The organism is Mycobacterium sp. PTI7 (assembly GCF_056679845.1).
Genome location: NZ_CM155252.1, coordinates 520,377 through 532,482 on the forward strand (window position 1 = coordinate 520,377; position 12,106 = coordinate 532,482).

General features: G+C 67.6%; 13 protein-coding genes. 12 read left to right on the top strand and 1 reads right to left on the bottom strand.

The genetic code is table 11. The features are described 5' to 3' along the window. Positions 1-107 precede the first annotated feature (107 nt). From AC1MEY_RS02490 to AC1MEY_RS02515, 6 genes are all read left to right on the top strand, one after another. The gene (locus AC1MEY_RS02490) at positions 108-1,325 is read left to right on the top strand and encodes an alkane 1-monooxygenase (RefSeq protein ID WP_480229168.1); all 1,218 of its coding nucleotides are present in this window, start codon (positions 108-110) and stop codon (positions 1,323-1,325) included. Beyond that, positions 1,322-1,495: a rubredoxin gene (locus AC1MEY_RS02495; protein WP_480229169.1), complete on the top strand. Its 174-nt coding sequence runs from the start codon at positions 1,322-1,324 to the stop codon at positions 1,493-1,495. Before AC1MEY_RS02490 ends, AC1MEY_RS02495 begins: the two co-directional genes overlap by 4 nt. Continuing rightward, positions 1,492-1,674, top strand: coding sequence for a rubredoxin (locus AC1MEY_RS02500; protein WP_480229170.1), 183 nt, complete (start codon positions 1,492-1,494; stop codon positions 1,672-1,674). The genes AC1MEY_RS02495 and AC1MEY_RS02500 overlap by 4 nt, the downstream gene beginning before the upstream one ends. A gap of 68 nt (positions 1,675-1,742) precedes the next feature. Then, a complete protein-coding gene (alkX, locus tag AC1MEY_RS02505; protein WP_480229171.1) occupies positions 1,743-2,378 on the top strand; it encodes a TetR family transcriptional regulator AlkX in 636 nt (211 codons plus the stop codon). Positions 2,379-2,499: 121 nt separating this feature from the next. Next, positions 2,500-3,966, top strand: a complete 1,467-nt coding sequence (ahcY, locus tag AC1MEY_RS02510; protein WP_480229172.1) for an adenosylhomocysteinase — start codon at positions 2,500-2,502, stop codon at positions 3,964-3,966. Between the two features lie 207 nt (positions 3,967-4,173). Beyond that, entirely contained in the window at positions 4,174-5,490 is a 1,317-nt protein-coding gene (locus tag AC1MEY_RS02515) for a lipase family protein (RefSeq protein WP_480229173.1), read from the top strand. On the opposite strand, the gene AC1MEY_RS02520 is transcribed toward AC1MEY_RS02515, so the two are convergent. Then, positions 5,487-6,062 carry a TetR/AcrR family transcriptional regulator gene (locus tag AC1MEY_RS02520; protein ID WP_480229174.1) on the bottom strand — a complete coding sequence of 192 codons (576 nt, stop codon included), beginning with the start codon at positions 6,060-6,062 and terminating at the stop codon, positions 5,487-5,489. The genes AC1MEY_RS02515 and AC1MEY_RS02520 overlap by 4 nt on opposite strands. A 193-nt stretch (positions 6,063-6,255) precedes the next feature. On the opposite strand from AC1MEY_RS02520, the gene AC1MEY_RS02525 reads away from it, so the two are divergent. Genes AC1MEY_RS02525 through AC1MEY_RS02550 form a run of 6 tightly spaced genes read left to right on the top strand, consistent with a single transcriptional unit; the run spans position 6,256 to position 12,077 of the window. After that, positions 6,256-6,921 (top strand): HAD family hydrolase, encoded by a 666-nt coding sequence (locus AC1MEY_RS02525; RefSeq protein ID WP_480229175.1) that lies wholly within the window; start codon positions 6,256-6,258, stop codon positions 6,919-6,921. A gap of 25 nt (positions 6,922-6,946) precedes the next feature. Beyond that, complete coding sequence (locus AC1MEY_RS02530) at positions 6,947-8,164, top strand: sedoheptulose 7-phosphate cyclase (protein ID WP_480229176.1); 1,218 nt, start codon at positions 6,947-6,949, stop codon at positions 8,162-8,164. Next, positions 8,157-8,993 carry an O-methyltransferase gene (locus tag AC1MEY_RS02535; RefSeq protein WP_480229177.1) on the top strand — a complete coding sequence of 279 codons (837 nt, stop codon included), beginning with the start codon at positions 8,157-8,159 and terminating at the stop codon, positions 8,991-8,993. The genes AC1MEY_RS02530 and AC1MEY_RS02535 overlap by 8 nt, the downstream gene beginning before the upstream one ends. Then, complete coding sequence (locus AC1MEY_RS02540) at positions 8,990-10,282, top strand: ATP-grasp domain-containing protein (protein WP_480229178.1); 1,293 nt, start codon at positions 8,990-8,992, stop codon at positions 10,280-10,282. The genes AC1MEY_RS02535 and AC1MEY_RS02540 overlap by 4 nt, the downstream gene beginning before the upstream one ends. A gap of 2 nt (positions 10,283-10,284) precedes the next feature. Next, positions 10,285-11,310 carry a D-alanine--D-alanine ligase family protein gene (locus AC1MEY_RS02545; RefSeq protein WP_480229179.1) on the top strand — a complete coding sequence of 342 codons (1,026 nt, stop codon included), beginning with the start codon at positions 10,285-10,287 and terminating at the stop codon, positions 11,308-11,310. Continuing rightward, complete coding sequence (locus AC1MEY_RS02550) at positions 11,307-12,077, top strand: TauD/TfdA dioxygenase family protein (protein WP_480229180.1); 771 nt, start codon at positions 11,307-11,309, stop codon at positions 12,075-12,077. Before AC1MEY_RS02545 ends, AC1MEY_RS02550 begins: the two co-directional genes overlap by 4 nt. Positions 12,078-12,106 lie beyond the last annotated feature (29 nt).

Below are 12,106 nucleotides of genomic sequence, written 5' to 3' on the forward strand. Positions count from 1 at the left end.
GGGTCGGCCTTGTTTACAAAATACGCATTGGTGTCTAGACAACGGACAAAGTGCATCGTATAGTCAACTCCAGATGGTGATGGCACTCACATGGAGGTGAACTGGCTATGACGACGCATTCCGAGGCTTCGATCCCGGTCGACCAGTGGCGCGACAAGAAGCGCTACCTGTGGCTGATGGGGCTGATCGTGCCGACGGCGGTCCTGGTGATGCTGCCGATCGTGTGGGCGCTCAATCAGCTCGGCTGGCACGCGGCGGCGCAGGTGCCGTTCTGGATCGGCCCGATCCTCGTCTACGTCGTGCTCCCGCTGCTGGACCGGAAGTTCGGACCCGACGGCGAGAACCCGCCCGACGAGGTGGTCGCGCGGCTGGAGAACGACAAGTACTACCGCTGGTGCACCTACAGCTTCATCCCGTTCCAATACCTCACCGTCGTCATCGGCGCCTACCTCTTCACGGCCTCGGACCTGGGCTGGCTGGGCTTCGACGGCTCACTGGCCTGGCCGGCGAAGATCGGGCTCGCGCTGTCGGTGGGCATGATGGGCGGCGTCGGCATCAACACCGCCCACGAACTCGGCCACAAGAAGGACTCGCTCGAGCGCTGGCTGAGCAAGATCACGCTCGCCCAGACCTGCTACGGCCACTTCTTCATCGAGCACAACCGCGGCCACCACGTCCGCGTCGCCACACCGGAGGACCCGGCGTCCGCCCGCTTCGGCGAGACGTTCTGGGAGTTCCTGCCGCGCAGCGTGTGGGGCAGCCTGACGTCGTCGTGGGAACTGGAGGCGCAGCGGTTGCGCCGGCTCGACAAGAGCCCGTGGCACTGGTCGAACGACGTGCTGAACGCCTGGGCGATGTCGGTGGTGCTCTACGGCTCGCTGATCGCGGTGTTCGGTCTCGCGCTGATCCCGTACGTGGTGATCTCGGCCGTCTTCGGCTTCGCCCTGCTGGAGACCGTCAACTACCTCGAGCACTACGGCCTGCTGCGGCAAAAGACCGCCAGCGGGCGCTATGAGCGGTGCGCGCCCCAGCACAGCTGGAACTCGGACCACCTGGTGACCAACCTGTTCCTCTATCACCTGCAGCGGCACAGCGATCACCACGCGAATCCGACCCGTCGCTACCAGACGCTGCGCAGCATGGAGGGCGCTCCGAACCTCCCCAGCGGGTACGCATCGATGATCGGGCTGACCTACTTCCCGCCGCTGTGGCGCAAGGTGATGGACCACCGGGTGCTGGCCCACTACGACGGCGACATCAGTCGGGTCAACGTGCATCCGCGGGTGCGCGACAAGGTGCTCGCCACGTACGGCGGCCAGCGGTGAGCACCTACCGCTGCCCCGGCTGCGACTACGTGTACGACGAGGCCGAAGGCGCTCCGCGCGAGGGTTTTCCGGCAGGGACGTCGTGGGACCAGGTGCCCGACGACTGGGCATGCCCGGACTGTGCGGTGCGCGAGAAGGTCGACTTTGAGAAGACGGGATCACCGGCATGAGTGACTACAAGCTGTTCGTGTGCGTGCAGTGCGGCTTCGAGTACGACGAGGAGAAGGGGTGGCCGGAGGACGGCATCGCCCCGGGCACCCGCTGGGACGACATCCCCGACGACTGGAGCTGCCCCGACTGCGGCGCCGCCAAGTCGGACTTCGAGATGGTCGAGGTCGACCGGCCGTGACCCTGGCCACGGGCGCCGACCGCGGGTTGGTCCGCCCGTGGCGTCGGGAACTCGATAGTGTCGCGCCTGTGAGTCAGCCCCGGGAGCCCCGTGCGGACGCCAAGCGCGTCTCGTACGCCGAGGCGTCGCGGGTGCTGCTGCGCGACTCGATCCTCGACGGGATGCGGGATCTGCTGATGACGCGCGACTGGTCGTCGATCACGCTGTCGGACGTCGCCAAGGCCGCCGGCATCAGCAGGCAGACGATCTACAACGAGTTCGGATCGCGCCAGGGCCTGGCCGAGGGATACGCGCTGCGGCTGTCGGATCGCCTGGTCGACGCGGTGGACAGGGCGATCGAGGGGAACGTCGGGAACATCCACGCGGCCTTCCTCGAGGGTTTCCGCGCCTTCTTCCTCGAGTCGGCGTCCGACCCGCTGGTGATCTCGTTGCTGACCGGCGCGGCCAAGCCCGACCTGCTGCAGATCATCACCACCGACAGCGCGCCGATCATCACGAGGTGCTCGGAACGGCTCACGCGGACGTTCACGCAGAGCTGGGTGCGGGCCAGCGACGAGGACTCCGGCGTGCTCGCACGGGCCATCGTGCGGCTGGCGATGAGCTACGTGTCGATGCCGCCGGAGGCCGATCATGACGTGGCCCGGGATCTGGCCAGATTGATGACGCCCTTCGCCGAGCGCTACGGTGTCATAGATACCCCTTAGCCGGCAGAGCGCTTCAGTCGCCTGTCCCGCGAGCCCGCAGGCCGAGGGTGTCTACCGGCTGTCGCCGTTGCACGCTTCCGCGCGCCCACGGCACGACTCACGAATACAAGGGACGAAATACATGACTGCACCAGAATTGACCGTCGACGTCCGCAACGGCATCGACTACAAGGTGGCCGACCTCTCGCTCGCCGAATTCGGCCGCAAGGAGATCCGCCTGGCCGAGCACGAGATGCCCGGCCTGATGGCGCTGCGTCGCGAATACGCCGACGTCGCACCGCTCAAGGGCGCCCGGGTGTCCGGCTCGCTGCACATGACCGTGCAGACGGCCGTGCTGATCGAGACCCTGGTGAGCCTGGGCGCCGAGGTCCGCTGGGCCTCGTGCAACATCTTCTCCACCCAGGACCACGCCGCCGCCGCGACCGTCGTCGGGCCGCACGGCACCGTCGAGGAGCCCAAGGGCGTTCCGGTCTTCGCGTGGAAGGGCGAGAGCCTCGAGGAGTACTGGTGGGCCGCCGAGCAGATGCTGACGTGGCCGGGTGAGCCCACGAACATGATCCTCGACGACGGTGGCGACGCCACCATGCTGGTGCTGCGCGGCGCCGAGTTCGAGAAGGCCGGCGTCGTGCCGCCCGAGGACGACGAGCACTCCGACGAGTACAAGGTGTTCCTGAATCTGCTGCGTCGCTCGATCGAGGCCGACAACACCAAGTGGACCAAGGTCGCCGAAGCGGTCAAGGGCGTCACCGAGGAGACCACCACCGGTGTCCTGCGCCTGTACCAGTTCGCCGCTGCCGGCGAACTCGCGTTCCCGGCCATCAACGTCAACGACTCGGTCACCAAGAGCAAGTTCGACAACAAGTACGGCACCCGTCACTCGCTGATCGACGGCATCAACCGCGGCACCGACGTCCTCATCGGCGGCAAGGCGGCGCTGGTGTGTGGCTACGGCGACGTCGGCAAGGGCTGCGCCGAGGCGCTCAAGGCCCAGGGCGCGCGCGTCGCGGTCACCGAGATCGACCCGATCAACGCCCTGCAGGCGCTCATGGACGGCTTCGAGGTCAAGACCGTCGAAGAGGCCATCGGCTGGGCCGACATCGTCATCACCGCGACCGGCAACCAGGGCATCATCACCCTCGACCACATGCGGAAGATGAAGCACCAGGCCATCCTGGGCAACATCGGTCACTTCGACGACGAGATCGAGATGGCCCGCTTGGAGCGCGACAAGGACATCCGTCGCATCAACATCAAGCCGCAGGTCGACGAGTTCATCTTCCCCGATGGCCACTCGATCATCGTGCTGTCCGAGGGCCGTCTGCTGAACCTGGGCAACGCGACCGGACACCCGTCGTTCGTGATGAGCAACAGCTTCTCGAACCAGGTCATCGCCCAGATCGAGCTGTGGACCAAGAACGACGAGTACGACAACGAGGTCTACCGCCTCGCCAAGCACCTCGACGAGAAGGTCGCGAAGATCCACGTCGAGGCACTCGGCGGCTCGCTGACCAAGCTCACCAAGGAGCAGGCCGAGTACATCGGCGTCGACGTCGACGGCCCGTACAAGCCGGAGCACTACCGCTACTGATCCGCTGCACGTGACAGCCCCCGGCGCGCACTGCGCGCCGGGGGCTGTTCCCGTCTCGGGGCTTTGCCACCGCGGCCGTCGGTGACGACGGAATCAGTCGTGGCAAACACCGGCATACTCGGCTGTCGGACAACGGGATTGGTGATCGAACCCTAAGCGGATCGGTTAGGGCCTACGGATTCCGTACCAAGTGTTATGGTCCGCATCATGGTCCGGGTAATGGGGTTCTTGCTGACGGCGCTGCTGGTGGGGGCACTCGGTGTCGCACCGGCCGTGCATGCCGAGCCCGACCCCACCAACGACGTACGCGACCCGAAGTACAACGAGGACGAGTACGTCGCGTTCTACACGCCGCCGGACCCGCTGCCGCCGGCGGCGCCGGGGGATCTGATCCGCACCGAGCCGTCCCGACTGGTGCTCGAACCGTCCGGTCAGCTCGGTGCGATCGTCGCCACCGGCACGCGAATCATGTACCGCAGCACCGACGCTCGCGGGAACCCGATGGCCGTCACCGGGACGTACTTCGAGCCGGACAACGACTGGCCGGGACGGGGCCCGCGCCCGCTGATCGTCTACGGCCCCGGCACGCAGGGCCAGGGCGACCAGTGCGCGCCGTCGCGCCAGTTCAACCAGGGCATCCACTTCTCGCCGTATCTCGACATCGCGTTCAACTACGAGGAGCTGTTCGTCGCGACGATGGTGGCGCGCGGATTCGCCATCGTGATGACCGACTACCAGGGCCTCGGGACACCCGGACTGCACACCTACGTCAACCGGGTGGCGCAGGGCAACGCGATGATCGACGCGGGCAGGGCCGCGATGCGGTTGCCCGACACGTCGCTGGATCCACATGGGCCGGTGGCCTTCTGGGGCTATTCGCAGGGTGGTGGAGCCGCGGCGTCGGCCGCCGAACTCGCGCCGTCGCAGGCTCCGGACCTCGACGTCGTCGGCACCTACGCGGGTGCGCCACCGGCCGACCTCAAGGAACTGTTTCCGTACGCCGACGGCAGCGCACTGGTGGGCGTCGTCGGGTACGCGCTGAACTCGGTAATGGCGAGCTATCCCGAGTTCGCCGACGTGATCCGGTCGAAGATGACCCCGCGCGGCCTGGACATGCTCAACAAGGTTCAGGATCAGTGCATCGCGGAGACGCTGGCCAAGTTCACCTTTCGGCATCTGCAGCCGTACTTCAACGTCGACATCGTCGCGACCGTGGAGGAGGAGCCGTTCAAGTCGCTGTTCGACATGCAGCGGCTCGGCAAGTTCAGACCCGATGCGCCGGCGCTGATCCTGAGCAACCGGTTCGACTCGCTGGTGCCGTGGACCGCGGCCAATCAACTCGGGCGGGACTGGTGCGCGCAGGGAGCGGACGTCCAGTTCTGGACCAACGAGCAGCCGCCGTTCCTGAACAAGGCGGCGATCAACCACGCGCTGCCGATGCTGGTCGACGGCGAGCGCGCCATGCAGTGGATCGCCGACCGGTTCAACGGCCTGCCGACGACGCCCAACTGCGGCCAGTTCTAGGCCGCGGCGCTCCGCAGGATCAGGTCGACGGCGGCCTCGATGACCTCGTCGTCGGGGAGATTGCCGAACATCATCGTCGGGCAGGCGACGACTCCCGACAGCATGGAGATCGCCGCCTCGAGCCCGGGCCCGGAGAAGACCGTGCCCAGCATCTCGCGGATGGGCCGCTGCCCACCGCCGTTGATGCGGTCGCGGATCTGCGCCATCTCGTCGACCGACGCCCACTGGGCCATCACCGACAGGATCTGGTCGAGCCGGAAGTCGGTCACGGCCTGCCGGAAGATGCGCAGTTCGCCGACGAGGTCGGTGCGGAGGTCGCCGGTGGGCTCCTGATGCGGGAACTCGCCGAGCGCGTCGAGGGCCAGCGTGATCAATTCCACCCGCGCGGGCCAGTGCGTGTACAGGGTCGTCTTCGAGTAGCCGGCGATCTCGGCGACGTGGGCGTGGGTGAGCGCGTCGGCGCCCTCGGTGGTCAGCACCTGGAGGGCGGCGCGTGACACGTCGCCGCGGGTCCGGGCCACCCGGGCGTCCTGCACGTTCTCGGCAGGCTCTCGTCGATTGGAAGGTGTCACGAGATCACCTCCTCGCCGTCGTGTGCACCAAGCGCAAAGAAGTTATCTAATGAACGCGTCGTTCAATTATGACAGATAAGTTCAGAAATGGACGTTTGGCCCGGTATTGGACGGGGGATTCATGGCGCGAGATGGGGGCCACGTCGTTCCGGCCCGCGTCGCCACATCCGTCGGAATCACCGGAAGGCCCCTCATGTCCGCAGTACTCTTCGGCTCCATCAGCACCATCGCCGACACCTCTGAACTGCAGCGTCGCGCGTTCAACGAAGCGTTCGCCTCACACGGGCTGGACTGGGAGTGGTCACGCGAGGACTACGTCTCCATGCTCGGCTCCAACGGTGGCGCCCAGCGCGTGGCCGACTTCGCCTCCGGGCGCGGCGAGGACGTCGACGCCAAGGCAGTGCACGCCACCAAGTCCGAGATCTTCCAGAAGATCTGCGCCGAGGAGGAGCTGAGCCCCCGTCCCGGCGTCGTTCAGACCATGGAGCGGGCCAAGCAGGACGGGCACAAGCTCGGACTCGTCACGACGACCCTTCCCACGAACGTCTCGTCGTTGCTCGCCGCCCTGCAGCGCCAGATGAACGTCGATGCGTTCGACATCGTCGTCGACCTCTCGACGGTCCAGGAGTCCAAGCCCTCACCGGCCTCCTACCTCTACGCCCTGGAGCAGCTGGGTGAGGACGCCGGAAGCGCCGTCGCCATCGAGGACAACGTCGGTGGCGTCAAGGCGGCCGTCGACGCCGGCATCACCTGCGTGGCGTTCCCCAACCAGAACACCTCGGGCGGCGACTTCAGTGCAGCGGCCGAGACCGTCGACTCGCTCGATGCCGACCGCATCGTCGGACTGACCCGGTCCTGATCACACCGAGCAACGAGGAGACACGATGAGCAACATGCAGGCCCAGGTCACCAGTGAGGACCGGGCGTTCCACGTCGAGGGCTACGAGAAGATCGAGTACGACCTGATCTACGTCGACGGCATCTTCGAGACGAGCCAGACCGAACTCGCCGACAGTTACCGCCCGTACGGACGCGCGCTGATGGTCGTCGACGAGAGCGTCTACGAGATCTACGGCGAGAAGATCCACGGCTACTTCGACCATCACGGCATCACCCTGACGGTGGTCCCCGTACAGATCCGGGAGACCGCCAAGTCGTTGGAGACGTTCGAGCGCATCGTCGGCGAGTTCGACGCCTACGGTCTGGTGCGGACGGAGCCGGTTCTGGTCGTCGGTGGCGGATTGACCACCGACGTCGCAGGTTTCGCCTGCGCCAGCTACCGGAGGAACACGCCCTACATCCGCATCCCGACCACGCTGATCGGCCTGATCGACGCCAGTGTGTCGATCAAGGTCGCCGTCAACTACGGCAAGCACAAGAACCGGCTGGGTGCGTACCACGCGTCGCAGAAGGTGTTCCTGGACTTCTCGTTCCTCGGCACGCTGCCCGAGGACCAGGTCCGCAACGGCATGGCCGAACTGATCAAGATCTCGGTGGTCGGCAACGAGGAGATCTTCAACCTCCTCGAGTCGCACGGCCCGGATCTGCTGCGCACCCGCTTCGGTCACCTGGACGGCTCCGAGGAACTGCGCGAGGTCGCGCACCGGCTCACCTATCAGGCCATCGCCACCATGCTGGACCTGGAGGCGCCGAACCTGCACGAGATCGACCTCGATCGCGTGATCGCGTTCGGTCACACCTGGAGTCCCACACTGGAACTCTCGCCGCCGGCCCCGTTCTTCCACGGCCACGCCATCAACATCGACATGGCGCTGTCGACGACGCTGGCCGAGCAGCGCGGGCTGCTGTCGGCGTCCGACCGCGACCGGGTGCTCAACACGATGAGTGCGCTCGGCCTCGCGCTGGACAGCGATCACCTCACGGCGGATCTACTCGCCAACGCCACCGAGTCGATCCTGAAGACCCGGGACGGGATGTTGCGGGCGGCGGTCCCGGACCCGATCGGCAAGTGCCGCTTCCTGAACGACGTCACCGTTGACGAACTCGCCGACACCCTGACGCTGCACAAGAAGCTGTGCCTCGACTTCGACCGGGGCGGCGAGGGAATCGACATGTTCACCCCCGTCGCCGCCCATGACTGACGAGGCGCCGCAACAGACGCTGCCCTCGCTGCCGCGCGCGGTCACGCCGACGACCATCCTGGCCGCCGAACTGACCGACGTGTGCGCAGAACTCGAGGCGTGGGGCGGCGCACCCGCCGGTCTGCTGGACCGGATGCGGCGCGCACGCGACCTCGCCGGTGGTCTCGACCCCTACGTCGAGCGCAGCACCACCGGGGAATCGCCCGCCCTGGCGAGGCTCGCCCAGCGGACGCGTGAGACCGACTGGGCCACGACGTCGTCCGGCACGCTCGAGCAGGAGATGCTGTCCGGACACGTCGAGGGTCGGGTGCTCGACTTCCTGATCCGCATGTCGGGCGCGCGGCGCGTGCTCGAGGTGGGCATGTTCACCGGCTACTCCGCGCTGGCGATGGCGGAGGCGCTGCCCGAGGGTGGCACGGTGGTGGCGCTCGAACTCGATCGTGACGTCGCGGAGTTCGCCCGGGCCTGCTTCGACGACTCGCCGGCGGGCGACCGGATCTCGATCGAAATCGGTCCCGCGTCGGACACCCTGCACCGCCTGGCCGCCGACGGAGTCGACCCGTTCGACTTCGTCTTCGTCGACGCGGACAAGGCCGGGTACCTGAGCTACCTCGACCTGCTGCTGGACGGTCCGTTGCTGAGCGACGGCGCCGTCATCGCCGTCGACAACACGTTGATGCAGGGGCAGCCCTACACCGGGGTGGGGGTGACGACGAACGGCGCGGCGATCGCCTCGTTCAACGACGCCGTCGCTGCCGATGCCCGCGTCGAGCAGGTGATGATGCCACTGCGCGACGGCCTCACGCTGATCCGGCGCGTCGTGGCGTGAGCGCGAGAACGCTGCTCGCCTTGGCGGGGTTGGCCGCGACGGCACCGCTGAACCTGGCGGTCGTCGCGGCCACCCTCGCCACCGGTCCCCGTAGGCCGGCGCACGCCACGGTCGCCGCGACGCCCAAGACGATCCTGATCAGCGGCGGCAAGATGACCAAGGCGCTGCAGCTGGCGCGGTCCTTCCACACCGCGGGACACCGGGTGGTGCTGGTCGAGTCGGCGAAGTACCGGCTCACCGGGCACCGGTTCTCCCGGGCGGTCGACAGCTTTCACGTGGTGCCCGAGCCCACTGCTCCCGGGTACGCCGAGGCGCTGCTCGACGTCGTCCGCCGCGAACGCGTCGACGTGTTCGTACCGGTGTCCAGCCCCGCGTCGAGCGTGCCCGAGGCAGAGGCGCGCACCCTCCTCGACGGTGTCTGCGAGACCGTCCACGTCGGCCCGGACATGGTCCGCACACTCGACGACAAGACCGAATTCTCCCGGGCCGCAGAGTCACTCGGGCTCCGAGTGCCCGACTCGCGCCGCATCACCGACGTCCGTCAGATCGAGGAGTTTGACTTCCCCGATGGACGGACCTACATCCTCAAGCGCGTCGCCTACAACCCCGTCGGCCGGATGGACCTGACCCCGCTCGCACGGAACACCCCCGAGCGGAATATTGCCTTCGCCCGCAGCCTGCACATCACCGAGGACGATCCGTGGATCCTCCAGGAGTTCGTCGAGGGGCAGGAGTACTGCACGCACGGCACGGTGCGCGACGGCAAGCTTCAGGTGTACGCGTGCTGCGAGTCGTCGGCCTTCCAGATCAACTACGCCAGCGTCGACAAGCCCGAGATCGAGGAGTGGGTGCGACGTTTCGTCGACGCCCTGGGCGTCACCGGGCAGGCGTCGTTCGACTTCATCGAGGCGGCCGACGGTCACGCCTACGCCATCGAATGCAATCCGCGCACGCACTCGGCGATCACGATGTTCTACGACCACCCCGGCGTATCGGCGGCCTACCTCGACGACGGCCACCCCATGATCGTGCCGACGCCGTCGTCCCGGCCGACCTACTGGCTGTACCACGAACTGTGGCGGCTGGTCACCCAACCGAACCGCCGGCACCGCCTCGCGACCATCGCCTCGGGCACGGACGCCATCTTCACGCGGTGGGATCCGTTGCCGTTCTTCGTCGTTCACCACCTGCAGATCCCGTCGCTGCTGTGGAAGAACCTGCGCCGCGGCGGCACGTGGACGCGCATCGACTTCAACATCGGCAAGCTCGTCGAGCCGGGCGGGGACTGACCGTGGCACTCACCCTCCTGCACCTGGTCGGATCCCCCGTCGACGACTTCCACGCCGAACTGTCCCGGCTCTACGCCGCCGGGTGCCTGAATGCATTGACCGACTACGACTCCCACGTGGCGTACGTCGCGCCGGGGGGCGGCTGGCGATTCCCCGTCGACCTCACCGAGGCCGCCGTCGCCGCCGCGCCCGAGATGTCGGCGGCCGACGCCATCGCCCACGTCGCGACGCTCGGGGTCGACGTGATGGTGCCCCAGATGTTCTGCCTGCCGGGGATGACGGCCTACCGATCGCTGTTCGACGTCCTCGGCGTGCCGTACGTGGGCAACACCGCCGAGGTCATGGCGACCGCGGCCGACAAGGCCAAGACGCGGGCGATCGTCGCCGCGGCGGGCGTCGCCGTACCCGAGGGCCGGGTGGTGCACGACGACGCGCCGGTCGAGGTTCCGCTGCCGGTGGTGGTCAAGCCCGTCGGGTCGGACAACTCGGTGGGCGTCTCGCTGGTGCGCGATGCCGCGGAGTACGCCGAGGCGGTTCGGGCGGCGCTCGAGCACGGCGGCGCGGCGCTGGTGGAGTCCTACGTCGAGCTGGGCCGGGAAGTGCGCTGCGGCATCGTCGTTCGCGACGGTGACCTGGTGTGCCTGCCGCTCGAGGAGTACGCCGTCGACGCCGAGTCGAAGCCGATCCGCGGCCGCGACGACAAGCTGGCCCGCACGGACGACGGCGACCTCTACCTGGTGGCGAAGGAGACGACGCGGGCGTGGATCGTCCCCACCGACGACCCGATCACCGAACGCGTCTGGGCAGCGGCCCGCCGGAGCCACGATGCGCTCGGCTGCCGGCACTACAGCCTGTTCGACTTCCGGATCGACTCCGACGGCAACCCCTGGTTCCTCGAGGCCGGACCGTACTGCTCGTTTGCACCGACCTCCGTGATCGCCGTGATGGCCGCTGCCGCAGGGGTGCCCGTCGCCGAGCTGTTCGCCGACGCCGTCGCGGAACTACACCTCGAAGGGACTCAGCCATGAACGTGACCGCACTGACGCCCGTCGGCGCACTCGTCGACGACGTCCGCGTCGACGAACTCGACGGCGGAACCGTCCAGCACATGCAGCAAGTGCTCGGCGAACACGGTGTCGTGATCCTGCGTGACCAGCACGCCGACGACACCCGATTCCTGCGCTTCCTACGCAGCTTCGGCGAGCTGATGTTCACGACCGGCGAGACGCCGGTGCCCGGCTTCGACGACCTGAACGTGATCAGCAACGTCGGGCGCACCACCCCGCCGAAGTCGACGTTCCACGTCGACACCAGCTACGTGCGAATCCCGCCCGCCTACACGGCGTTACGCGCGGTCGAGGTGCCTGCGAGCGGCGGGCAGACCCTGTTCTCCAACCAGTACCGGGCCTACGACACGCTGCCCGAGGACATGCGCCTCGACCTGGCGGACCGGACCGTGGAACACATCGTGACCGGACTGGACCTCGGCGACGACGACGAGACGTCGGCCGTGCACCCGCTGTTCCGCACGCACCCCGTCACCGGACGCACCGCGCTGTTCCTCACCACGCCGAAGCGCTGCGCGTCGGTGAGCGGGATGTCGTCGGAGCAGGCGGAGGAACTGGTGCGCTGGCTCTTCGAGCACTCCACCCGCGAGGACAACGTGACCCGGCACGCCTGGGCTCCCGGCGACGTCGTGATGTGGGACAACCGCTGCGTGATGCACCAGGCCGACCACTCGGGCGTCGTGGGAGACCGCGTGATGCACCGGGGCATGGTGGCGGACGTCGCCTGAGCGGTGGTTCGGCGCCGTGCTCCAGGAAG